Raw genomic sequence first — 23,240 nt, 5'->3', positions numbered from 1 at the left:
GCGCCGGCCCCGAGGCCGGCGCCCGGCCGCTGTGTCGTGCATGCCGCCCTGGCGAGCGACCGCCCTACTCCTCGGTCGGGCCGAGGTCGGGCGCCTCCCGGAAGTCGACGGTACGAGCGCGGTGCGCGGCGTGCAGCTCGAGGACGACGATCTCGTTGGCGCCCGCGCGCAGCACGGGGGCGGGGACGTACAGGGACCGCTGCGGTCCACGGGACCAGTAGCGGCCGAGCGCGAAGCCGTTGATCCACGCGTTGCCCTTGGTCCAGCCGTCGAGGTGGAGGAACGTGTCCGCCGCCTCGGTCAGCTCGAAGCGGCCGCGGTGGAACGCCGGACCGATCGGCGCCCTCGGCGCGGCGGCGAACGGAACCTCCTCCAGGGAGGTCAGCGGCAGCGGCCGGCTGGTCCATCCGGCGAGCTCCGCGCCGTCCAGCAGGACCGCGCCGGGCAGGCCCTTGCGGTCGTGGATGCCGGGCCCGTAGTTGACGCGCCCCTGGTTCTCCACGAGCAGGCTCAGCACACTGCCGGCGCGCGGCACGCGGAAGGCGAGGGCGTGCTCGTGGCTCTCCCGCTCCAGGACCCCGACGGGCTGCCCGTCGAGGAAGACCTGCGCACGGTCGCGCACCTGCTCGATCTCCAGGAGCGCGGGCCCCGCGGCCGGCAGGACGCTCTCGTACAGGACGAACCCGAAGTCCTGCCCGAGCTGCTCCATCGTCAGCGGGTACGGGGACTCGACGGCGTCCCCGAGCGCTGGAGCGCACTCCAGCAGGCCGGCGCTGTGCGTCAACGGGACGCGGGGGAGGGCGAGTCTGGCCGCGCGCGCGGGCACGGGCTCGGCGGGGACCGGCGCGTACTTGGCGATGATCTCCCGGAAGGCGGCGAACTTCGCGGTGGGGTCGCCGGCTTCGTCCAGGGGCGCGTCGTAGTCGTAGGAGGTGACGGTGGGCCGGTAGGTGTGCTTGTCGTTGGCGCCGTTGGTGAAGCCGAAGTTCGTGCCGCCGTGGAACATATAGAAGTTGACCGACGCCCCGGTCGCCAGCAGCTCGTCCAGCTCCCGCGCCGCCTGGTCGGGGTCGCGGACCACATGGGGCCCGCCCCAGCGGTCGAACCAGCCGATCCAGAACTCGGTCGACAGCAGGGGGCCGTCCGGCTGGTGCGCGCGCAGAGCGGCGAGGTGCTGGGCGGAGCGGCTGCCGAAGTTGGCCGTCGCGAGGACCCCCGGCAGCGCGCCGCGCTCCAGGTCGACGGGCTGGTCGCAGGTGAACAGGGGGACGTCCACCCCGAACCGGCGGAGCGAGCCGGCGAGGTGCTCCAGATAGGCGGTGTCGTCGCCGTAGGCCCCGTACTCGTTCTCCACCTGCACGGCGAGCACCGGACCGCCGTTCGTGGCGAGGCGGCTCTGGAGCGGGGCCAGGAGCCGGGCGAAGTAGTCGTCGACCGCCGCGAGGAACCGGGGGTCTCGGGTCCGCAGCCGGATGCCGGGCTCGGCCAGCAGCCAGGAGGGCAGTCCGCCGCCCTCCCATTCGGCGCAGATGTACGGGCCGGGGCGGAGCAGGACGTGGAGCCCCTCGGCGGCGGCGAGGTCGAGGAAGCCGGGCAGATCGAGCGCGCCGTCCAGGCGGAAGGCGTCCGGCCGGGGCTGGTGGAGGTTCCAGGGGACGTACGTCTCCACGGTGTTGAGGCCCATGAGGCGGGCCTTGCGGAGCCGGTCGACCCACTGCGCGGGGTGGACGCGGAAGTAGTGCAGCCCGCCGGACAGGAGCCGGAAGGGTTCGCCGTCGAGGCGGAATCCGCCGTCGTCGATCTGAAGAACGGGCATGTGCTGCTGCTCCTGTGCTGAAGGGGGAGTGCGCGGTGGAGGTGTGGCGCGGCGGTGGGGGAGCCGTACCTCACCGGATATGTTTGCGTAAACACGCTGGTGATGGCAAGACCTCGACGACAGGGCCGGAGAGGGGAGGGGCGTGAGGGGGCTGAGAGGGAGGGGGCAGCCTGGCGGGGGCGGGCCGCCGGCCCGCGAGGAGGGGCGGGCGGCGCGGCGGGCTGCTGGCGGCGGTCCGGCGAAAGACGCGCGGGCCGACGCGGCCCGGGACGGGCTCGGTAGACTGTAGACGATAGCCAATTCGCCTCGGCCTCAGCCCTTGAGGGGGACCGTGATGGTGTCCGCAGGACTGCCGCAGGGAGCCGTGCCCAAGCTGGAACGGCCCGGTCCGCTGCGCGAGCGGGTCTACGAGGCGCTGCTGGAGCTGATCGCGAACCGTGCGCTGCGCCCCGGCCAGCATCTGGTCGAGAGCGAGCTCGCCGGCCATCTCGGCGTCTCCCGCCAGCCCGTCCGCGAGGCGCTGCAGCGGCTGAACACCGAGGGGTGGGTCGATCTGCGCCCCGCCCAGGGCGCGTTCGTCCACGAGCCGACCGAGGCGGAGGCGGAGCAGCTCCTGTCCGTCCGCACGCTCCTGGAGGCCGAGGCGGCCCGGCTGGCCGCGGCGAACTCCGGCTCCGCGGGCATCGCCGCGCTGGAGGAGGTGTGCGCCAGGGGCGAGCAGGCGGTCGCGGACGACGACGTGGACCTGGCGCTCGCGACCGACGCCGCGTTCCATGCCCAGGTGATGGACCTCGCCGGCAACCTCGTCCTGGCCGACCTGGCCGCGCAGGTGGACCGGCGGGTGCGCTGGCACTGCGCGCCGGCGGCCCGGCAGCGCGGCAGGCAGCCCTGGATCGAGCACCGCGCGCTGCTCGCGGCGATCTCGGCCCGCGACGAGTCCCGCGCGGCGCAGGTCATGCGCGCGCACACCGAGCACACCCGCAAGGCGTACCTCGAGGGCCAGTCCGGCGGGTGAGGCGGTCCGGCGGGTGAGGGCCCTCCGATCGGCGGGTGAGGCGCGGCCTGGCGGGTGAGGGTGCTCCGGCCGGCGAGTGAGGGCCCTCCGATCGGCGGGTGAGGGGCGGCCTGGTGGGTGAGGGCGCTCCGGCCGGTGCGTGACGATAGGACTGGACCACCGACGCGTCAAGGCTCCGGGCCCCAACGCGCGGCCCTCTCCGAGGCTTTGTCCCGGGTGTGGGGAAAGTTGTGCCGGAACTCCGCTCAAGTTCTTCCCAGTTGGAGAAAGCGCTGCTACGTTCCCCTCGAACGCCCGACGAACGGCCGAATGGGATCCCCCATTCCGCAGGCCACGGGAGGGAGGGGCACGTGAGACGAATGACGGCGCGACCCGCGAACGCGCATCAGGCGCGGCTGCTCCGGCTGCTGCGCGACAGCGGACCCAACTCCCGTGCCCAGCTGGGCGATCAGGTGGACCTGTCCCGTTCCAAGCTGGCCGTCGAGGTCGACCGGCTGCTGGAGACCGGGCTCGTCGTCGCCGACGGCCTCGCCGCCTCACGGGGCGGGCGCCGCTCCCACAACATCCGGCTCGCGCCCGCGCTGCGCTTCCTCGGCGTCGACATCGGCGCGACCTCCGTCGACGTGGCCGTCACCAACGCCGAGCTCGAAGTGCTCGGCCACCTCAACCACCCGATGGACGTACGCGAAGGCCCGGTCGCGGTCTTCGAGCAGGTCCTGTCGATGGCGGCCAAACTCAAGGCGTCCGGACTCGCCGAGGGCTTCGACGGCGCCGGCATCGGCGTCCCCGGCCCCGTCCGCTACCCCGAGGGCGTGCCCGTCGCGCCGCCGATCATGCCCGGCTGGGACGGCTTCCCGGTCCGCGAGGCCCTCAGCCAGGACCTCGGCTGCCCGGTCATGGTCGACAACGACGTGAACCTGATGGCGATGGGGGAGCAGCACGCGGGCGTCGCCCGCTCCGTCGGCGACTTCCTCTGCGTCAAGATCGGCACGGGCATTGGCTGCGGCATCGTCGTCGGCGGCGAGGTCTACCGCGGCACGACCGGCAGCGCCGGCGACATCGGCCATATCCAGGTCGCGCCGGACGGCCGCGCCTGCGCCTGCGGCAACCGAGGCTGCCTGGAAGCCCACTTCAGCGGCGCGGCGCTCGCCCGCGACGCCGAGGAGGCGGCCCGCACCGGCCAGTCGGCCGAGCTCGCCGCCCGCCTGGAGGCGTCCGGCCGGCTCACCGCCGTCGACGTGGCGGCCGCGGCCGCCGCCGGCGACCGCGCCTCGCTCGCCCTCATCCGCGAGGGCGGCAACCGCGTCGGCCAGGTCATCGCCTCGCTCGTCAGCTTCTTCAACCCAGGACTCGTCGTCATCGGCGGCGGCGTCACCGGCCTCGGCCACACCCTCCTCGCCAGCGTACGCACCCAGGTCTACCGCCAGTCCCTGCCGCTGGCCACCGGCAACCTCCCCATCGTCCTGGGCGAGCTGGGCCCGACCGCCGGAGTGATCGGCGCGGCCCGGCTCATCAGCGACCATCTGTTCTCCCCGGCCTGACCCCTGCGCCGAGGGACCGGCCAGCCCGGCCCCTCGCGAACGACGGCACCGCCCGCACCACCGCACACCGCGCACCCCTGGTTCCACCCTGCCCGCTCACCGGCCGCACCCGCCGAGGGGATCCGCCATGGCACCAGCACCGCCTCTGCTCACCATGTCCCACATCACCAAGTCCTTCCCCGGCGTCCGCGCCCTCGACGGCGTGGACCTCGAAGTCCAGCCCGGCGAAGTCCACTGCCTCCTCGGCCAGAACGGCGCCGGCAAGTCCACCCTGATCAAAGTCCTCGCCGGGGCCCACCGGCCCGACGGCGGACAGATCGCCTGGCGCGGCGAGAGCGTCGTGCTGGGGTCGCCCATCGCCGCCATGCGGCTCGGCATCGCCACCATCTACCAGGAGCTCGACCTCGTCGAGGACCTCTCGGTCGCCGAGAACGTCTACCTCGGACACGAGCCGACCACCGCCGGCTTCGTCGTACGCACCCACCAGGCCAGGTCGGCCGCCGCCCAGCTGCTGAGACGACTGGGCCACCGGGAGATCGACCCCGCCCGCCGGGTCGGCGACCTGTCCGCCGCCCAGCAGCAGATCGTCTCCATGGCCCGCGCGCTCTCCCACGACGTACGCCTCATCGTCATGGACGAGCCGTCCGCCGCACTCGACCCCGACGAGGTCGACAACCTCTTCCGCATCGTCGCGGACCTGACCGCGGACGGCGTCGCCGTCGTCTACATCTCCCACCGGCTCGAGGAGATCCGGCGAATCGGCGACCGGGTCACCGTCCTCAAGGACGGCCGGGCGGTCGCGGTCGGCCTCCCCGCCAAGGACACGCCCACCCGCGACATCGTTGCCATGATGACCGGACGCAACGTCGAGTACGTCTTCCCCGACCGGCCCGCCGAGCCGCCCGGCGACCTCGCCGCGGCGCCGGTGCTGAGCGTCGAAGGACTCGGCCGGGACGGCGAGTTCGCCCCCCTCGACCTGGAGCTGCGCCCCGGAGAGATCGTCGGCCTGGCCGGACTCGTCGGCTCCGGCCGCTCCGAGATCCTGGAGACGATCTACGGCGCCCGCCGGCCGAGCGCGGGCCGCGTCCTGGTCGACGGGGTCCCGCTGCGCCCCGGCAGCGTCCGCGCCGCCGTCCGCGCCGGCATCGGCCTCGCCCCCGAGGAGCGCAAGGCGCAGGGGCTGCTGATGCTGGAGTCCGTCACCCGCAACGTCTCCCTGGCCACCCTCTCCCGGTTCTCCGCCGGCGGCTGGCTCGACCGCCGCGCCGAGCGCGCGGAGGCCCACCGGGCCGCCAGGGAGCTGTCCATGCGGCCCGACGACCCCGACGCCCGCATCCGCACCCTGTCCGGCGGCAACCAGCAGAAAGCCGTCCTGGCGCGCTGGCTGCTGCGCGGCTGCCGGGTGCTGCTGCTGGACGAGCCCACCCGCGGCGTCGACGTCGGCGCGCGCGCCGAGCTGTACGCCGTGATCCGCCGGCTCGCCGACGAGGGCCTCGCCGTACTGCTCGTCTCCAGCGAGGTGCCCGAAGTCCTGGGCCTGGCCGACCGGGTGCTGGTGCTGCGCGAGGGCAGCGTCGTGCACACCGCGCCCGCCCGCGAGCTGGACGAGCACCGCGTACTCGACCTTGTGATGGAAGGGAGCCCGACGGCATGACGCAGCCAGCATCTCCGGCGCAGCAGGACGCGCCGGCGCCCACCGCGAAGCCCGCACCGCCGGACACAGGACGCCGCCGCGCCCTCGGACTGCGCGCCGACGTCCGCAATCTGTCGCTGCTGGGCGTCCTCGCCGTACTGGTCGCCGTCGGCGGCGTCACCAAGCCCGACGAGTTCCTCGACGCCGGCAATCTCCAGCTGGTCCTCACCCAGGCATCCGTCATCGGCGTCGTCACCGTCGGCATGACCTTCGTGATCACCAGCGGCGGCATCGACCTGTCGGTCGGCGCGATCGTCGCCCTGGCCTCCGTGTGGGCCACGACGCTGGCCACGCAGGAGTTCGGCTTCGCGGGCATCCTGTTCACCGCCGTCGTGGTGGGACTGGGCTGCGGACTGGTCAACGGCCTGCTCATCGCCTACGGCGGGATGGTCCCGTTCATCGCCACGCTCGCGATGCTCGCCGCCGCCCGCGGACTGGCTCTTGAGATCACCGACGGCAAGACGCAGATCGTGACCGTGGACTCCGTCCTCGACCTCGGCGTCAAGGACGCCTACCTCCTGGGCATCCCACCGCTGGTCCTCGTCTTCGCCGCCGTGACCGCCGTCGGCTGGCTGCTGCTGAACCGCACGACCTTCGGCCGACGCACCGTCGCCGTCGGCGGCAACGCGGAAGCCGCCCGCCTCGCCGGCATCGACGTACGCCGCCAGCGGCTCTACCTCTATCTGCTGTCCGGCCTGTGCTGCGGAATCGCCGCCTTCATGCTCATCGTCCTGGCCGGCTCCGGACAGAACACCAACGGCAACCTCTACGAACTCGACGCCATCGCCGCGGCCATCATCGGCGGCACCCTGCTCAGCGGCGGACGCGGCACCATCGTCGGCTCCGTGCTCGGCGTCCTCGTCTTCACCACCATCACCAACATCTTCGCGCTCAACAACCTGGAGAGCGCCGTCCAGCAGATCGCCAAGGGCGCGATCATCGTCGCCGCCGTCCTGGTGCAGCACCGCACCCTGCGCGGCAGCGAGCACTGACCCGCACACCCCCCGACGCACCCCCCGCGCCCCCGACTTCCGCACAACCCGAACCCCCCCACGCCGGCCCCGCACCCACCTCGCACCCCGCCCAGCCGAAGGGTTGATCCGCCATGCCACAAAGCCCAGCCACCAGCCGCAGAGGACTGCTCTTCGGCACCGCCGCCGTCTCCGCCGGCGCCCTGCTCACCGCCTGCACCAGCAACGAGCCCGACAAGCAGGAGCCGGCGACGAACAACGCCCCCGCCGACGACAAGCCGGGCAAGCCCGTCACCATCGGCTTCGCCGGCCCCCAGGCCGACCACGGCTGGCTCAACGCCATCAACGAGAACGCCAAGGCACGCGCCAAGAAGTACTCCGAGGTCACCCTCGAGATCACCGAGGGCTCCAACGACACCGCCGCCCAGATCGGCCAAGTCCAGACCCTCATCAACAAGAAGGTCGACGTCCTGGTCATCCTGCCCGCCGACGGCAAGGCGATGACCCAGATCGGACTGCAGGCCATGAAGGCCGGCATCCCCGTCGTCAACCTCGACCGGGTCTTCGCCTCGCCGCAGGCCTACCGCTGCTGGATCGGCGGCGACAACTACGGCATGGGCCTCAACGCCGGCGACTACATCGGCCGGCAGCTCAAGGACAAGCCGAACGCCAAGGTCATCGAGCTGGCCGGGATGGACAACCTGGAGCTGACCAAGCAGCGCACCCAGGGCTTCGACGACGCCCTGAAGAACTACCCCAACATCCAGAAGGTCGCCCGCCAGGCCGCCGAGTTCACCGTCGAGTCCGGCCAGGCGAAGATGGCGCAGCTGCTCCAGGCGCAGAAGCAGTTCGACGCGCTGTGGAACCACGACGACGACCAGGGCGTCGGCGCGCTGCGCGCCATCGCCCAGGCCGGCCGCAAGGACTTCCTCATGGTCGGCGGCGCCGGCGCCAAGTCCGCGATGGACGCCATCAAGGCCGACGACGGCGTGCTCAAGGCCACCGTCCTGTACCCGCCGACCATGGCCGCCTCCGCCATCGACCTGGCCCGGGCGCTCGGACAGGGCAAGGGCGTCGGCGGGATGGCCGAACTGGAGATCCCCGCCTCCATCACCCTCTACTCGGCCGTCGTGACGAAGGAGAACGTCGACGAGTACCTGCCCACCGGCTTCAGCTGACCGGAGCGCCCGCCCCCACCGAGCCATCGACGAGGAGGAATCCGTATGGAATCACGGGACAGCGAGGCCGCACCGCCGACACTGGGCGTCGGCATGGTCGGATACGCGTTCATGGGCGCCGCCCACTCGCAGGGGTGGCGCACCGCGGGACGCGTCTTCGACCTGCCGATGCGGCCGGTCCTCGCCGCCGTCGCCGGCCGTGACGCGGCCGCGGTGCGGGCCGCGGCGGACCGGCACGGCTGGGCCGCCGCGGAGACCGACTGGCGCTCCCTGATCGCCCGCGACGACGTGCAGCTCGTCGACGTCTGCACCCCGGGGGACAGCCATGCGGAGATCTCCATCGCGGCCCTGGAGGCGGGCAAGCACGTGCTGTGCGAGAAGCCGCTCGCCAACACGGTCGCCGAGGCAGAGGCCATGGCCGCGGCGGCCGAACGGGCCAGGGCCCGGGGCCAGCTGGCGATGGTCGGCTTCAACTACCGGCGCGTCCCCGCCATCGCCTACGCCCGACGGCTGATCGCCGAGGGCCGGCTCGGCACACTGCGGCACGTGCGCCTGACCTACCTCCAGGACTGGCTGGTGGACCCCTCGTTCCCGCTCACCTGGCGGCTGAAGCGCGAGCACGCCGGCTCGGGCGCGCTCGGGGACCTCGGCGCGCACATCGTCGACCTCGCGCAGCACCTGGCGGGCGAGCCGCTGGTGGGGGTCTCGGCGCTGGCGGAGACGTTCGTGCGCGAGCGGCCCGTCCTCCAGGGCGCGTCCGCAGGACTCACCGCCGCCGGGGGAGCACGCAGGGAGGCGGTCACCGTCGACGACGCCGCGCTGTTCACCGGCCGGCTCGCGTCGGGGGCGCTCGCCTCCTTCGAGGCGACCCGTATGGCGGCCGGCCGCAAGAACGCCTTGCGGCTGGAGGTCAACGGGGAGCTCGGTTCGCTCGCCTTCGACCTGGAGCGGCTCAACGAGCTGTCCTTCCACGACCACACCGAGCCCGCCGCCTCCGCCGGCTTCAAGCGGATCCTGGTCACCGAGCCCGAGCATCCCTACCTCAAGGCGTGGTGGCCGCCCGGCCACGCCCTGGGCTACGAGCACACCTTCGTCCACCAGGCCCGCGACCTGGTGGAGGCGATCGCCGCCGGAGCGGACCCCGCACCCTCGTTCGCGGACGGGCTCCAGGTGCAGCGGGTCCTCGCGGCGGTCGAGGAGAGCGCGGAGAAGAACGCCGTCTACACGCCCGTACCGCAGCTTCAGGAGGCACCCTGATGCCCCGACCCTTCACCCTGTTCACCGGCCAGTGGGCCGACCTCCCCCTCGAGGAGGTCTGCCGCCTCGCCCGCGACTTCGGCTACGACGGCCTCGAACTCGCCTGCTGGGGCGACCACTTCGAGGTCGACAAGGCCCTCGCCGACCCCGCCTACCTCCCGGGGCGCCACGCGCTGCTGGAGAAGTACCAGCTCGCCTGCTTCGCCGTCTCCAACCACCTCGTCGGACAGGCCGTCTGCGACGCCATCATCGACGAGCGCCACCAGGCGATCCTGCCCGCCCGGATCTGGGGCGACGGAGAGGCCGAGGGCGTACGGCGGCGGGCGGCCGCCGAGATCGAGGACACCGCCCGGGCGGCCGCCGCCTTCGGAGTGCAGACCGTCGTCGGCTTCACCGGGTCCGCCATCTGGCATCTGGTGGCCATGTTCCCGCCGGCGCCCGAGCGGATGATCGAGCGCGGATACGAGGACTTCGCCGAGCGCTGGAACCCGATCCTCGACGTCTTCGACGCCCAGGGCGTGCGCTTCGCCCACGAAGTGCACCCCAGCGAGATCGCCTACGACTACTGGACCACCCAGCGGGCCCTGGAAGCCGTGGACCGCAGGCCCGCCTTCGGGCTCAACTTCGACCCCAGCCACTTCGTATGGCAGGACCTCGACCCCGTCGGCTTCCTCTACGACTTCCGCGACCGGATCTACCACGTCGACTGCAAGGAGGCACGCACCCGCCTGGACGGACGCAACGGCCGGCTCGGCTCCCATCTGCCGTGGGGCGACCCGCGGCGCGGCTGGGACTTCGTCTCCGCCGGCCATGGCGATGTCCCCTGGGAGGACGTCTTTCGGATGCTGCGCTCGATCGGCTACGACGGACCCGTCTCGGTGGAGTGGGAGGACGCCGGAATGGACCGCCTGGCCGGCGCGCCGGAAGCGCTTGCCAGCCTGAAGCGTTTCGACTTCGACCCGCCCACCGCCTCCTTCGACGCGGCCTTCTCGGGCGGCGACTAGGGCATCGTGCCAGGTCCGAGCCCGACGGCAGAGCTGTCGCCGGGCCGGTCCGGGCTGCCCGGGCCCGCCTTTGTCCTGTGCCGGGAAGAAGTCGAACTTCCCTACCCCACAAGGCCTTTCCGTCCCGGACGAACCCCGCTACCGTCCCTGATGTGTACAGGACATAGGTGGTCCCCGGTGTGACGGCGCACTCCGGATCCCACGGTGAACAGCCCGGCGCACGGTGCGGGACGAGCACCGCCAAAGGAGCGCGACCCCCGCGCCCCACGGCAAACCGCCCGTTCGACCGGCCACTCCCGGAGGACATTCGTGCACAGAAGAAGGCACCCAGCCCGCACAGCACTCGCCCTGATCACCGGCAGCCTCCTCGCCGCGACATCCCTCGCCCTCACCGCGCCCCACACCGCGGCCGCCGCCGACCCCGACCCCGCGCCCGCAGCCGAGGACTTCCAGCAAGTCACCCTCGCCAAAGGCGCCGCCGAGACCGGCGAGCCCATGTCGCTCGCCGTCCTCCCCGACCGCAGCGTGCTGCACACCTCCCGCAACGGCGAACTGCGCATGACCGACGCCGCCGGCAACACCCGCGTCGTCGGCACGATCCCCGTCTACACCCACGACGAGGAAGGCCTCCAAGGCATCGCCCTGGACCCGAAGTTCGCACAGAACCGCGCCCTCTACCTCTACTACGCGCCCCCGCTGAACACCCCCGCGGGCGACGCCCCGAGCGAGGGAACCCCCGCGGACTTCGCGAAGTACGACGGCGTCAACCGCCTCTCCCGCTTCGTCCTCAAAGCCGACGGCACCCTCGACAACGCCAGCGAGAAGAAGATCCTCGACATCCCCGCCACCCGCGGCATCTGCTGCCACGTCGGCGGCGACATCGACTTCGACGCCCAGGGCAATCTGTACCTGTCGACCGGCGACGACTCCAACCCCTTCGCCTCCGACGGCTACACCCCCATCGACGAACGCCCCGGCCGCAACCCCGCCTACGACGCCCGCCGCACCTCAGGCAACACCAACGACCTCCGCGGCAAGATCCTGCGGATCAAAGTCGACGACGACGCGACGTACACCATCCCCCAAGGCAACCTCTTCGCCCCCGGCACCGCCAAGACCCGCCCCGAGATCTACGCCATGGGCTTCCGCAACCCCTTCCGCTTCAGCGTCGACAAGAAGACCGGCATCGTCTACGTAGGCGACTACGGCCCCGACGCCGCAGCCGCCGACCCGCAACGCGGCCCGGCGGGACAAGTCGAGTTCGCCCGCGTCACCGGCCCCGGCAACTACGGCTGGCCCTACTGCGCCGGCGACAACGACGCCTACATCGACTACGACTTCGCCACCAAGACCTCCGGCGCCGCCTTCGACTGCGCCGCCCCCAAGAACGACTCCCCGTACAACACCGGACTCGCCGACCTGCCGCCCGCCCAGAAGGCATGGCTCCCCTACAACGGCAACTCCGTCCCCGAACTCGGCGACGGCTCCGAATCGCCCATGGGCGGACCCGTCTACCGCTACGACGCCTCCAACCCCTCCCCGGTGAAATTCCCCGAGGCCTACGACGGAGACTTCTTCGCCGGCGAATTCGGCCGACGCTGGATCAAGCGCATCGAACAACGCGAAGACGGCGCCGTCCAGAGCATCAACCCCGTCCCCTGGACCGGCACCCAGGTCATGGACATGGCCTTCGGCCCCGACGGCGCCCTGTACGTACTCGACTACGGCACCGCCTGGTTCGGCGGCGACGAGAACTCCGGCCTCTACCGCATCGAGAACGCCACCGGCGGACGCTCCCCCGTCGCCGAAGCCGCAGCTGACAAGACCTCCGGCACCGCACCCCTGCGCGTCGCCTTCTCCTCCGCCGGCACCAGCGACGCCGACGGCGACGCCCTCTCCTACGCCTGGGACTTCGGCGACGGCACTGCCTCCACCCAGGCCAACCCCACCCACACCTACAAGAAGAACGGCACATACACCGCCACCGTCACCGCCAAGGACCCCACCGGCCGCACCGGCTCCGCCGGCGTCCACGTCGTCGTCGGCAACACCGCCCCCAAAGTGACCCTCGAACTCCCCGCCGAAGGAGCGCTGTTCAGCTTCGGCGACGACATACCCTTCAAGGTCAAGGTCACCGACCCCGAAGACGGAACCATCGACTGCGCCAAGGTCAAAGTCACCTACATCCTCGGCCACGACAGCCACGGCCACCCCGTCACCTCCGCCAACGGCTGCACCGGCGCCATCAAGACCTCCTCCGACGGCGGCCACGACCCCAACGCCAACATCTTCGGAGTCTTCGACGCCGAGTACACCGACGGCGGAGGCGGCGGCCAAGCCGCACTGACCAGCCACGACCAGGCCCAGCTCCAGCCCCGCCACCGACAGGCCGAGCACTACACCGGCTCCGCCGGCGTCAAGACCTACAACAAGCCCACAGCCAACGGCGGCAAGACCGTCGGCGACATCCACAACGGCGACTGGATCTCCTTCAAGCCCTACAACCTCACCGGAACCACCAAGCTCACCGCCCGCATATCCTCCGGCGGCGCCGGCGGCTTCCTCGAAGTACGCACCGGCTCCGCCGCCGGCCCCCTCCTCGGCTCCGCGCCCGTCCCCGTCACCGGCGGCTGGGAGACCTTCCAGGACATCGACGTACCCCTGCGAGCCGTGCCCAAGAAGACCACCGAACTCTTCCTCGTCTTCAAGGGAGGCGCCGGCGCCCTCTACGACGTCGACGACTTCGAACTCTCCAACACCCCCGTCGACCGCACCGCCAAACGCGTCCTCGTCTTCTCCAAGACCGCAGGCTTCCGCCACGACTCCATCCCCGCCGGCGTCGCCGCCCTCAAGGAACTCGGCAAGGACAGCGACATCACCGTCGACGCCACCGAGACCGCGGCCCAGTTCACCACCGGCAACCTCGCCCGCTACGACGCCGTCGTCTTCCTCTCCACCACCGGCGACGTGCTCAACGCCGACCAGCAGAAGGCATTCGAGAACTACGTCGCCACCGGCGGCGGCTACCTCGGCGTCCACGCCGCAGCAGACACCGAGTACGACTGGCCCTTCTACGGCGGGCTCGTCGGCGCCTACTTCCAGTCCCACCCGCACATCCAGCCCGCCACCGTACGCGTCGAAGACCCCGCCCACCCCGCCACCGCCCACCTCGACACGGCATGGCAGCGCACCGACGAGTGGTACAACTACCGCACCAACCCACGTGCCCAGGCCCGCGTCCTCGCCACCCTCGACGAGACCACCTACGAGGGCGGCGCCATGAAGGGCGACCACCCCATCGCCTGGTGCCAGACCTACCAAGGCGGCCGCGCCTTCTACACCGGCGGCGGCCACACCAAGGAGTCCTACGCCGAGCCCGCCTTCCGCGCACACCTCCTCGGCGGACTGCGCTACGCCTCCGGACAGGTCACAGCCGACTGCAGGCCCAAGACCGGCTACCGCGACCTGTTCAACGGACACACCCTCGAAGGCTGGAAGCAGGCCGGACCCGGCGGCTTCGACGTCGTCGACGGCGAGCTGCGCTCCCAAGGCGGCATGGGCATGCTCTGGTACCAGGCCAAGGAGCTCAACGCCTACTCCCTCAAGCTCGACTGGAAGATGCAGGGCGACGACAACTCCGGCGTCTTCGTCGGATTCCCCGCCTCCGACGACCCCTGGTCCGCCGTGAACAAGGGCTACGAGATCCAGATCGACGCCACCGACGCACCCGACCGCACCACCGGCGCCGTCTACGGCTTCAAATCAGCCGACCTGAAAGCCCGCGACCGCGTCCTGCGGCCGCCCGGCCAGTGGAACAGCTACGAGATCAAGGTCCAGGGCGAACGCCTCCAGATCTTCCTCAACGGTGCCAAGATCAACGACTTCACCAACGCCGACCCCGCACGCAGCCTGAAGGACGGCTACATCGGCATCCAGAACCACGGCGCCGACGACCATGTGTCCTTCCGCAACATCCAGCTCAAGGAGCTCCCCTCCTAGGGCCCGCAAGCCGGCGGCGGGCGGGGCGGCGCCGTACCCCCCGCCCGCCGTCTCCACCCCACCCCACGGCAGGGAGGCAGCCCGTGTCCGCCGACAGAACGACCACCCGCACCGGACCCAGCGAAGACACCGAACGGACCGAACGGACCGAACGGACCGAACGGACCGAACGGACCGAACGGACCGGAGTCTGGCTCATCGGAGCACGCGGCTCCGTAGCCACCACCGCCGTCGCCGGCTGCGCGGCCGTCACCGCCGGACTCCACCCGCCCACCGGCATGGTCACCGAGACCCAGCCCTTCGCCCGCACCCCGCTGCCCGCCCTGCCCTCACTCGTCTTCGGCGGCCACGACACCGACTGCTGCCCCCTGCCCAAACGCGCCGAAGAGCTCACCGCCCAAGGCGTCCTCCCGCACACCCTCGCAGCCGCCGTACGCGGCGAACTCACCGCCGCCGACCACGACATACGCCCCGGCGGACCCCAGTCCGGCGACACCCGCACCGACGAAGAGCTCATCGCCGCCTTCGCCCACGACATCGACGACTTCCGCAGGCGCCGCCGACTCGCCCGCGTCGTCGTCCTCAACGTCGCCTCCACCGAGGCCCCGCCCGCACCCGACGCCGAACGACTCGCCCCCAGCTCCCTGTACGCCGCCGCGGCCCTGCGCACCCACAGCCCCTACATCAACTTCACCCCCTCCACCGGGCTGCACACCCCAGCCCTCGCCGACGCCGCCGCGGCCAGCGGACTTCCCCACGCGGGCCGGGACGGCAAGACAGGCCAGACGCTGCTCCGCTCCGTGCTCGCCCCGATGTTCGTGCACCGCGCCCTGTCCGTACGGGCCTGGTCCGGCGCCAACCTCCTGGGCGGCGGAGACGGAGCAGCGCTGGCCGACCCGGCGGCAGCCGCCGCCAAGAACGCAGGCAAAGAACGCGTCCTCGCCGATGTGCTGGGCGCCGTGCCCGAAGGCCGGGTCCACATCGACGACGTCCCCGCGCTCGGCGACTGGAAGACCGCCTGGGACCACATCGCCTTCGACGGCTTCCTCGGCTCCCGCATGATCCTCCAGACCATCTGGCAGGGCTGCGACTCCGCGCTCGCCGCGCCCCTCGTCCTCGACCTCGCCCGGCTCGTCGCCCGCGCCCACCAAGCCGGCCTCTCCGGGCCGCTGCCCGAGCTCGGCTTCTACTTCAAGGACCCCGACGGGGGACCGGCAGGGCTGTCCGAGCAGTACGCACGGCTGCTCGCCTTCGCCGACCGGCTGCGGGAGGCGGCATGACCCGCGTGAACCGGACGACTCGTACGACCCTGCGGGCCTGGGCGGAACTGCTGCGGGTGTCCGCCCTCCTCACCGTCCCCGGCGACGCGCTCGCGGGCGCGGCGACCACCGGCCGCACCGCCAACCGAGGCACCGCCTACGCGCTGGGCGCCTCCCTCTGCCTCTACGAAGCGGGCATGGCCCTCAACGACTGGGCCGACCGCGACGAAGACGCCGCGGAACGCCCCCACCGCCCCATCCCCTCCGGCCGCATCGCTCCGCCCGCCGCCCTCGCGGCGTCCGCAGCCCTGACGGCGGCCGGCCTGACCCTGGCGGCCCGCGCGGGCCGCGCACCCCTCGCGGTCGCCACGACCCTGGCCGCCACCGTCTGGTCCTACGACCTGCGCCTGAAGCACACAAAGGCCGCCGCGGCCACGATGGCCGCCGCCCGAGCCCTGGACCTCCTGCTGGGCGCGACGGCGACGACCGCCACGGCGACCGCGAGTGCGGGGGCGGGGGCCGGGGCGGCCGCGAGGGTGGCCGCGACGGCGGGTGCGGGTGCGGGTGCGGGGGCGGGCGTGGCGGCGCGTGGAGCGCTCGGTGCTCCGAGGCGCGGGGGATCCCTGCGCACAGCGCTCCCCTCGGCCGCGCTCCTCGGCGCTCACACCTACGCGGTGACATCGGTGTCACGCCACGAGACCCAGGGCGGATCGACCCTGACGCCCCTGGCGGCGCTCGCATCGACGGCACTCCTCGGGGCGATGGCCTCGCGGGCCGGAGGGCGCCTCGGGTCGCAGGCTGGAGGGGACCTCGGGTCGCGGGCTGGAGGGGACCTCGGGTCGCGGGCTGGAGGGGACCTCGGGGGGACGGGATCGAGGAGGGGTCGGGGTCTTGGGGGACCTGGGGGGCCTCCCCCCTCCCCCCGCCCCGCCCCCACCCCCGCCCGCCTCCTCGCCCCCCTCCTGGCCGCCGCCTACGTCCGCACCGCGGGCACGCCCTTCCTCCACGCGGCCCTCAACCCGTCGCCGCCCCTCACCCAGCGCGCCGTCGGCGGCGGCATCCGCGCCATGATCCCGCTCCAGGCGGCCCTCGCCGCCCGGACCGGCGCGGGCGTCACCGGCCTCGCGGTGGTGGGCCTCGTCCCGATCGCCCGCCGCCTCGCACGGAAGGTGAGCCCCACATGAGCCCCCACGGCAGCCTGAACCTCGGCTACGGCACCAACGGCCTCACCGACCTCCGGCTCGACGACGCCCTCGCCCTGCTCGCCGACCTCGGCTACGACGGCGTGGGGCTCACCCTCGACCACATGCACCTCGACCCCCTCGCCCCCGGCCTCGCCGCACGCACCCGCCAGGTCGCCGCACGGCTGGGCGAGTTGGGCCTCCAGGTCACCGTGGAGACCGGCGCCCGCTATGTGCTCGACCCGCGCCGCAAGCACGGCCCCTCCCTCCTCGACCTCGACGCGGCAGGCCGCGCCGCCCGCACCGGTCTGCTGATCCAAGCCGTCAAGGTCGCCGCCGACCTCGGCGCCCACGCGGTGCACTGCTTCAGCGGAGTCACCCCCGCCGGCGCCCCGTCCGACACCGCCTGGAAACTCCTCGAAGAGTCGCTCACCCCCGTACTCGCCGCGGCCGCCGACGTCGGCATCCCGCTCGCCGTCGAACCCGAACCCGGTCACCTCCTCGCCACCCTCGCCGACTTCCACCTCCTACGCGGCCGGCTCGGCGACCCCGAGCCCCTCGGACTCACCCTCGACATCGGCCACTGCCAGTGCCTGGAGCCCGCGCCGCCCGCCGACTGCGTCCGCGACGCCGCGCCCTGGCTACGGCACGTCCAGATCGAGGACATGCGCCGCGGCGTCCATGAACACCTCCCCTTCGGGGACGGGGAGATCGACTTCCCGCCCGTGCTCCAAGCCCTCGCCGCCACCGGCTACCAGGGCCTCACCGTCGTCGAACTGCCCCGCCACTCCCACGCGGGCCCCGAACTCGCCCGCGCCTCCCTAGAGTTCCTGCGCGCGAAGGGAGCGCCCGCATGCTGACCTCCCGCACCGAGCTCGCGGCCCAGCTCGACGCGGCAGCCCGCGACTGGCTCGACCAAGCCCTCGCCGAAGCCGCCCGCGCCGCCCAGACGACCGCCGCACCGTCGCCGAACGCCGTCCCGGCCTGGGAGCTGCGATTCGCAGCCGCCGGCCGCGCCTGCGGACAGGAGCACGCCGACTCCGTACGCGTCCTGCTCCTCATCGGCGCCCGACCCGGCCCCGCCGACCTCGCCCGCATCTACCACCAGGGCGCCGCCGCCGAACGCCGTGCCGTGCTCCTCGCCCTGCACCCCCTCTCCGACGGCCCCGCCGCGCTGCCCCTCGTCGAGGACGCGCTGCGCACCCACGACACCCGTCTCCTCGCCGCGGCCGTCGGCCCCTACGCCGCCGCCCACCTCGACCCGCACGCCTGGCGGCACGCCGTCCTCAAATGCCTGTTCACCGGGGTCCCCGTCGACGCGGTGGCCGACCTGAGCCGACGTGCCCGGGGCGATGGAGAGCTGGCCAGAATGCTCGCCGACTACGCCGCCGAGCGCACCGCCGCCGGCCGCGACGTGCCCCCTGACCTCCACCGCGTGCTGACCCTGACCGGCGAGCAGTCCGAGGAGTCCTGATGCGCATCTTCGACCCGCACATCCATATGAGCTCCCGCACCACCGACGACTATCAGGCGATGTACGCGGCGGGCGTCCGCGCCCTCGTCGAACCGTCCTTCTGGCTCGGCCAGCCCCGCACCTCCCCGCACAGCTTCTTCGACTACTTCGACTCCCTGCTCGGCTGGGAGCCCTTCCGTGCCGCCCAGTACGGCATCGCCCACCACTGCACGATCGCCCTCAACCCCAAGGAGGCGAACGACCCCCGCTGCACCCCCGTCCTGGACGCCCTGCCCCGCTATCTCGTCAAGGACGCCGTCGTCGCTGTCGGGGAGATCGGCTACGACTCCATGACCCCCGCGGAGGACACGGCGCTGGCCGCCCAGCTCCAGCTCGCCGCCGACCACGGCCTGCCCGCGCTCGTCCACACCCCGCACCGCGACAAGCTCGCGGGCCTGCACCGCACCGTCGACGTCATCCGCGAGTCCGCGCTGCCGGCGGACCGCGTGCTGCTCGACCACCTCAACGAGACGACCGTCGAGCACGCGGCCGACAGCGGCTGCTGGCTGGGCTTCTCGATCTATCCCGACACCAAGATGGACGAAGAGCGCATGGTCGCCGTCCTCAAGAACCACGGAACCGACAGGGTCCTGGTCAACTCGGCCGCGGACTGGGGGAAGAGCGATCCGCTCAAGACCCGCAAGGTCGCCGACGCGATGCTCGCCGCCGGCTTCGGCGACGACGACGTGGACCAGGTGCTGTGGCGCAACCCCGTCGCCTTCTACGGCCTCAGCGGCCGCCTCCAGCTCGACGTCCCCGAGCCGGAGTCCCTGCACGAGGGCAACTCCCTCCTCCGCGGCGGGGAATAGGGAGGCGGCCCCATGCGCTTCCGCCACCCCGACGGGACGACGGTCCACCTGTCGTACTGCACCAACGTCCACCCCGCCGAGACCCTCGACGGCGTGCTCGCGCAACTGCGCGACCACTGCGAGCCGGTCCGCCGGCGCCTGGGCAGGGACCGCCTCGGCATCGGTCTCTGGCTCGCCAAGGACGCCGCGCACGCCCTGGTCAACGACCCGGCGGCGCTGCGCGGACTGCGCGCCGAACTCGACCGCCGCGGCCTCGAGGTCGTCACCCTCAACGGCTTCCCCTATGAGGGATTCGGCGCCGAAGAGGTCAAGTACCGCGTGTACAGGCCGGACTGGACCGATCCTGAGCGCCTCGCCCACACCTGCGACCTGGCCCGGCTCCTCGCCGCCCTGCTGCCCGACGACGTCGCCGATGGCTCCGTCTCCACCCTCCCGCTCGCCTGGCGCACCCCCTTCGACACCGACCCGCAGGCCGCCGCGACCGCCCGGTCCTCTCTCGTCGCGCTCGCCGAACGGCTCGACGCCCTCGAAGAGCTCACCGGGAAGTCCATCCGGATCGCCCTGGAGCCCGAGCCGGGCTGCACCGTCGAGACCACCGCCGACGCGATCGGCCCGCTCGCCGACATCGGTCACAGCCGCATCGGCGTCTGCATCGACACCTGCCATCTCGCCACCTCCTTCGAAGATCCTCAGACTGCTCTGACCGCACTCGCCGACGCCCGCATCACCATCCCCAAAGTCCAGCTGTCCGCCGCCCTGCACGCCGAACACCCCCACCTCCCTGAGGTCCGCGCCGCCCTGTCCGCCTTCGCCGAGCCCCGCTTCCTCCACCAGACGCGGACCCGTACCGCGGACGGCCTGCTCGGTACCGACGACCTCGACGAAGCCCTCGGCGGGGGCACGCTGCCCGACAGCGCTCCCTGGCGCTCCCACTTCCACGTCCCCCTGCACGCACCGCCCGCCCCGCCGCTCGCCTCCACCCTCCCGGTGCTCCAGGACGCCCTGACCCAGCTCGTCGGCGGACCCGCCCCGCGCACCCGCCATCTCGAGGTCGAGACCTACACCTGGCAGGCCCTCCCGCCCGAGCTGCGCCCGCGCAACCGCACCCAGCTCGCCGACGGGATCGCCGCCGAACTCACCCTCGCCCGCGACCTGCTGGTCGACATCGGCCTCAAGGAGCTCCCATGACCGCACCCTCCGGGCCCGCTCCCGCCACGCCTCCCACTCCTGCCACCCCTCCCACCCCTCTCCTCGTACTGGACGTCGTCGGCCTCACCCCCCGCCTCCTCGCGCACATGCCGCACCTCGCATCCCTCGCCCGCGCCGGCTCGCAGGCCCCCCTGTCGACGGTGCTGCCCGCCGTCACCTGCGCGGCCCAGTCCACCTTCCTCACCGGCACGCTGCCCGCCGAGCACGGCATCGTCGCCAACGGCTGGTACTTCCGCGAGCTCGGCGACGTGCTCCTATGGCGTCAGCACAACGGTCTCGTCGCCGGAGACAAGATCTGGGACGCCGCCCGCCGCGCCCACCCCGGCTACACCGTCGCCAACGTCTGCTGGTGGTACGCCATGGGCGCCGACACCGACTTCACCGTCACCCCCCGTCCGGTCTACTACGCCGACGGCCGCAAGGAGCCCGACTGCTACACACGCCCGCCCGCGCTCCACGACGAACTCACCGCCAAGCTCGGCACGTTCCCCCTGTTCCACTTCTGGGGCCCGGGCGCGGACATCGTCTCCAGCCAGTGGATCGCCGACGCGACCCGCCACATCATGCGCACCCGCAGCCCCGATCTGACGCTGTGCTACCTCCCTCACCTCGACTACGACCTCCAGCGCTACGGCCCCGACGACCCGCGCTCCCACCGCGCGGCCGCCGACCTGGACGCCGTGATCGCCCCGCTCCTCAACGACGCCCAGCGGCAGGGCCGCACCGTCGTCGCCCTGTCCGAGTACGGCATCACCCCGGTCAGCCGCCCCGTCGACGTCAACCGGGCACTGCGCCGCGCCGGTCTGCTGGAGGTGCACACCCAGGACGGCATGGAGTACCTCGACCCGATGGCCTCCCGTGCCTTCGCCGTGGCCGACCACCAGCTCGCCCACGTCTATGTGCGCAGAGCCGAGGACCTCGAAGCCGCCCGGGAGGCCCTAGAGGACCTGCCGGGCGTCGAGCAGCTGCTCGACGACGAGGGCAAGAAGAGCCACGGCCTGGACCATCCGCGCTCCGGCGAGCTCGTCGCCGTCGCGGCCCCGGACGCGTGGTTCACCTACTACTACTGGCTCGACGACGCACGCGCCCCCGACTTCGCCCAGCTCGTGGAGATCCATCGCAAGCCCGGCTACGACCCCGCCGAGCTCTTCATGGATCCCCTCGATCCGTACGTACGGGTCAAGGCGGCCAAGGCGATCGCCCGCAAGAAGCTCGGCATGCGCTACCGGCTCGCGGTCGTGCCCCTGGATCCGTCGGCTATTCGCGGCAGCCATGGCCGCCTCCCCACGAGCGACGACGAAGGTCCGCTCATTCTGTGCTCCACCCCCCGCGCTGTAAGCGGCCGCGTCGCGGCCACCGATGTGAAGTCCCTGCTGCTTCAACTCGCTGGTCTCCACTGAACCAGACGCCACTGACAACGAGGAGTTATCCACAATGAGCCGCATCAGCCGTACGAGCCGCATGCCCGGATCGAGCAAGGGCGGCGACCCCGAGCTGGCCCGCAAGCTCAGCAGACGCACCATGCTCTCGGTGGCCTCCGGCGCCGCGGCGGCGGCTCTCGTCGGCGCCGCCGCACCGTCGGCAGCAACCCGGAGCACCGGCCGCGGCCGCCCGGTCCTGCCTCCCGGCCGCCTCGGCGTCCAGCTGTACTCGCTGCGCGACAAGGTCTCCACCCTCGGCTTCGCGCCCGTCTTCGCGGAGCTGGAGAGGCACGGCTACGACGAGGTCGAGTTCGCCGGCTATACCCAGGGGTCCGCTGGGCCCATCACCCTCGCCCAGCTGGCGCGGCTCGCGCGGGACCACGGGCTGAACCCGATCGGCAGCCATGTCGGCTACTACTCGTCCGACCCCGCCGCCTACACCTTCGCCCAGAACCTCGACAAGGTCCTCGACGACGCCCAGGCGCTCGGCCTCCAGCACATAGGCACCGCCTCGGGCCCCTGGCGCTACGGCGCGACCGTCGACGGCTGGAAGCGCTGCGCGGAGGAGTTCAACGAGTACGGCGCGGCGGCCAGGCGGCGCGGGATGAAGTTCTACCAGCACAACCACGCCGAGGAGTTCTCCTTCGCGACCGACCGGCCGGAGGTCCGCCTGTACGACGTGCTGCTCGCGGAGACCGACCCGGACCTGGTCTATCTGGAGATGGACGTCTACTGGGCGTACGCGGGCCAGTTCCGCTTCGGCAAGCGGGCCGACGGCACGCCCGCCCCCTTCGACCCGCTGCGCTATGTGCTGGAGCAGCCCGACCGGTATCCGCTGTTCCATGTGAAGGACGGCGAGCGCGACGAAGCGGCCAGGGACGGCTACCGCATGGTCGACGTCGGCGACGGGGACATCGACTACAAGCGGTTCATCTCGGCGGTCAACCGCACCCATGGCGGCCGGCGCGACCACCACTGGCAGGCGGAGCACGACAACCCCGTCGAGTCGTTCGCCTTCGCCCGCAAGTCCAGCGCCCACCTCCACTCGCTGCGCGAGAAGGGCTGCTAGCGGATCGTCCGGTGACGTAGCCGCCGGCCGTCAGCCCGGCGATCCGGTCCTCCCGCACGGCCTCGGGACCGCTCCCGCCCGTCGGCGAACAGCGCCGACGGGCGGTTCGCGTGCGTTCGCGTGCGGTTCGCGTCGTTTTCGGCCATGCCCGAAGAAAAATCGCTACCGGGCAGTAGAAGGAACGCTTCCTTCCGTACACCAAGACACGCGAACATGCCGTGGTCGTCGGCCAATCCCCTGGCCGACGGCGTGATGTGAGCTGTTACCAGAAACGGGAGAACCCCCACATGCAGCAACGCAGTTGG

17 protein-coding genes are annotated in these 23,240 nt (G+C 72.3%); 16 read left to right on the top strand and 1 reads right to left on the bottom strand.

Going from position 1 to position 23,240, the window contains the following annotated elements; genetic code table 11:
- Nucleotides 1-64: 64 nt before the first annotated feature.
- Entirely contained in the window at nucleotides 65-1,816 is a 1,752-nt protein-coding gene (locus AB0M39_RS23615) for a beta-galactosidase family protein (RefSeq protein ID WP_365367459.1), read from the bottom strand.
- A 334-nt stretch (nucleotides 1,817-2,150) separates the two neighbouring features.
- On the opposite strand from AB0M39_RS23615, the gene AB0M39_RS23610 reads away from it, so the two are divergent.
- The 16 genes from AB0M39_RS23610 to AB0M39_RS23535 all read left to right on the top strand — a co-directional run bounded on the left by AB0M39_RS23610 (nucleotide 2,151) and on the right by AB0M39_RS23535 (nucleotide 22,935).
- Complete coding sequence (locus tag AB0M39_RS23610) at nucleotides 2,151-2,831, top strand: GntR family transcriptional regulator (protein WP_365367457.1); 681 nt, start codon at nucleotides 2,151-2,153, stop codon at nucleotides 2,829-2,831.
- A gap of 359 nt (nucleotides 2,832-3,190) precedes the next feature.
- Entirely contained in the window at nucleotides 3,191-4,372 is a 1,182-nt protein-coding gene (locus AB0M39_RS23605) for an ROK family transcriptional regulator (RefSeq protein ID WP_365367471.1), read from the top strand.
- A gap of 127 nt (nucleotides 4,373-4,499) precedes the next feature.
- Nucleotides 4,500-6,026: a sugar ABC transporter ATP-binding protein gene (locus AB0M39_RS23600; protein ID WP_365367455.1), complete on the top strand. Its 1,527-nt coding sequence runs from the start codon at nucleotides 4,500-4,502 to the stop codon at nucleotides 6,024-6,026.
- On the top strand, nucleotides 6,023-7,057 hold the full coding sequence (locus AB0M39_RS23595; protein WP_365367453.1) for an ABC transporter permease: 1,035 nt from the start codon (nucleotides 6,023-6,025) through the stop codon (nucleotides 7,055-7,057). The genes AB0M39_RS23600 and AB0M39_RS23595 overlap by 4 nt, the downstream gene beginning before the upstream one ends.
- 113 nt (nucleotides 7,058-7,170) lie before the next feature.
- A complete protein-coding gene (locus tag AB0M39_RS23590; RefSeq protein ID WP_365367451.1) occupies nucleotides 7,171-8,214 on the top strand; it encodes a substrate-binding domain-containing protein in 1,044 nt (347 codons plus the stop codon).
- A 45-nt stretch (nucleotides 8,215-8,259) separates the two neighbouring features.
- Nucleotides 8,260-9,471: a Gfo/Idh/MocA family oxidoreductase gene (locus tag AB0M39_RS23585; protein ID WP_365367449.1), complete on the top strand. Its 1,212-nt coding sequence runs from the start codon at nucleotides 8,260-8,262 to the stop codon at nucleotides 9,469-9,471.
- Nucleotides 9,471-10,475: a sugar phosphate isomerase/epimerase family protein gene (locus AB0M39_RS23580; protein ID WP_365367447.1), complete on the top strand. Its 1,005-nt coding sequence runs from the start codon at nucleotides 9,471-9,473 to the stop codon at nucleotides 10,473-10,475. Before AB0M39_RS23585 ends, AB0M39_RS23580 begins: the two co-directional genes overlap by 1 nt.
- A gap of 309 nt (nucleotides 10,476-10,784) precedes the next feature.
- Nucleotides 10,785-14,474, top strand: a complete 3,690-nt coding sequence (locus tag AB0M39_RS23575; RefSeq protein WP_365367445.1) for a ThuA domain-containing protein — start codon at nucleotides 10,785-10,787, stop codon at nucleotides 14,472-14,474.
- A 197-nt stretch (nucleotides 14,475-14,671) separates the two neighbouring features.
- On the top strand, nucleotides 14,672-15,754 hold the full coding sequence (locus AB0M39_RS23570; RefSeq protein WP_365367469.1) for an inositol-3-phosphate synthase: 1,083 nt from the start codon (nucleotides 14,672-14,674) through the stop codon (nucleotides 15,752-15,754).
- Complete coding sequence (locus AB0M39_RS23565; RefSeq protein WP_365367443.1) at nucleotides 15,751-16,917, top strand: SCO3242 family prenyltransferase; 1,167 nt, start codon at nucleotides 15,751-15,753, stop codon at nucleotides 16,915-16,917. Before AB0M39_RS23570 ends, AB0M39_RS23565 begins: the two co-directional genes overlap by 4 nt.
- The gene (locus AB0M39_RS23560) at nucleotides 16,914-17,774 is read left to right on the top strand and encodes a sugar phosphate isomerase/epimerase family protein (protein WP_365367441.1); all 861 of its coding nucleotides are present in this window, start codon (nucleotides 16,914-16,916) and stop codon (nucleotides 17,772-17,774) included. Before AB0M39_RS23565 ends, AB0M39_RS23560 begins: the two co-directional genes overlap by 4 nt.
- Complete coding sequence (locus AB0M39_RS23555) at nucleotides 17,768-18,388, top strand: EboA domain-containing protein (RefSeq protein WP_365367439.1); 621 nt, start codon at nucleotides 17,768-17,770, stop codon at nucleotides 18,386-18,388. The genes AB0M39_RS23560 and AB0M39_RS23555 overlap by 7 nt, the downstream gene beginning before the upstream one ends.
- Entirely contained in the window at nucleotides 18,388-19,236 is an 849-nt protein-coding gene (locus AB0M39_RS23550; RefSeq protein WP_365367437.1) for a TatD family hydrolase, read from the top strand. The genes AB0M39_RS23555 and AB0M39_RS23550 overlap by 1 nt, the downstream gene beginning before the upstream one ends.
- A gap of 12 nt (nucleotides 19,237-19,248) precedes the next feature.
- Nucleotides 19,249-20,424 (top strand): metabolite traffic protein EboE, encoded by a 1,176-nt coding sequence (gene eboE, locus AB0M39_RS23545; protein ID WP_365367435.1) that lies wholly within the window; start codon nucleotides 19,249-19,251, stop codon nucleotides 20,422-20,424.
- The gene (locus tag AB0M39_RS23540) at nucleotides 20,421-21,845 is read left to right on the top strand and encodes a nucleotide pyrophosphatase/phosphodiesterase family protein (RefSeq protein ID WP_365367433.1); all 1,425 of its coding nucleotides are present in this window, start codon (nucleotides 20,421-20,423) and stop codon (nucleotides 21,843-21,845) included. Before eboE ends, AB0M39_RS23540 begins: the two co-directional genes overlap by 4 nt.
- 34 nt (nucleotides 21,846-21,879) lie before the next feature.
- Nucleotides 21,880-22,935 (top strand): sugar phosphate isomerase/epimerase, encoded by a 1,056-nt coding sequence (locus AB0M39_RS23535; RefSeq protein ID WP_365367431.1) that lies wholly within the window; start codon nucleotides 21,880-21,882, stop codon nucleotides 22,933-22,935.
- Nucleotides 22,936-23,240 lie beyond the last annotated feature (305 nt).

This window comes from Streptomyces sp. NPDC051907 (genome assembly GCF_040681075.1).
Taxonomy (GTDB): domain Bacteria; phylum Actinomycetota; class Actinomycetes; order Streptomycetales; family Streptomycetaceae; genus Streptomyces.
Note: the sequence above shows the minus strand (reverse complement) of the source record. Positions and strands in the feature narration are given on the sequence as shown.

Excerpts from the sequence above, each read along its gene's own strand:
- AB0M39_RS23615 (WP_365367459.1), bottom strand. The coding sequence starts at position 1,816 with ATGCCCGTTCTTCAGATCGACGACGGCGGATTCCGCCTCGACGGCGAA.
- AB0M39_RS23610 (WP_365367457.1), top strand. The coding sequence starts at position 2,151 with ATGGTGTCCGCAGGACTGCCGCAGGGAGCCGTGCCCAAGCTGGAACGG.
- AB0M39_RS23605 (WP_365367471.1), top strand. The coding sequence starts at position 3,191 with ATGACGGCGCGACCCGCGAACGCGCATCAGGCGCGGCTGCTCCGGCTG.
- AB0M39_RS23600 (WP_365367455.1), top strand. The coding sequence starts at position 4,500 with ATGGCACCAGCACCGCCTCTGCTCACCATGTCCCACATCACCAAGTCC.
- AB0M39_RS23595 (WP_365367453.1), top strand. The coding sequence starts at position 6,023 with ATGACGCAGCCAGCATCTCCGGCGCAGCAGGACGCGCCGGCGCCCACC.
- AB0M39_RS23590 (WP_365367451.1), top strand. The coding sequence starts at position 7,171 with ATGCCACAAAGCCCAGCCACCAGCCGCAGAGGACTGCTCTTCGGCACC.
- AB0M39_RS23585 (WP_365367449.1), top strand. The coding sequence starts at position 8,260 with ATGGAATCACGGGACAGCGAGGCCGCACCGCCGACACTGGGCGTCGGC.
- AB0M39_RS23580 (WP_365367447.1), top strand. The coding sequence starts at position 9,471 with ATGCCCCGACCCTTCACCCTGTTCACCGGCCAGTGGGCCGACCTCCCC.
- AB0M39_RS23565 (WP_365367443.1), top strand. The coding sequence starts at position 15,751 with ATGACCCGCGTGAACCGGACGACTCGTACGACCCTGCGGGCCTGGGCG.
- AB0M39_RS23560 (WP_365367441.1), top strand. The coding sequence starts at position 16,914 with ATGAGCCCCCACGGCAGCCTGAACCTCGGCTACGGCACCAACGGCCTC.
- AB0M39_RS23555 (WP_365367439.1), top strand. The coding sequence starts at position 17,768 with ATGCTGACCTCCCGCACCGAGCTCGCGGCCCAGCTCGACGCGGCAGCC.
- AB0M39_RS23550 (WP_365367437.1), top strand. The coding sequence starts at position 18,388 with ATGCGCATCTTCGACCCGCACATCCATATGAGCTCCCGCACCACCGAC.
- eboE (WP_365367435.1), top strand. The coding sequence starts at position 19,249 with ATGCGCTTCCGCCACCCCGACGGGACGACGGTCCACCTGTCGTACTGC.
- AB0M39_RS23540 (WP_365367433.1), top strand. The coding sequence starts at position 20,421 with ATGACCGCACCCTCCGGGCCCGCTCCCGCCACGCCTCCCACTCCTGCC.
- AB0M39_RS23535 (WP_365367431.1), top strand. The coding sequence starts at position 21,880 with ATGAGCCGCATCAGCCGTACGAGCCGCATGCCCGGATCGAGCAAGGGC.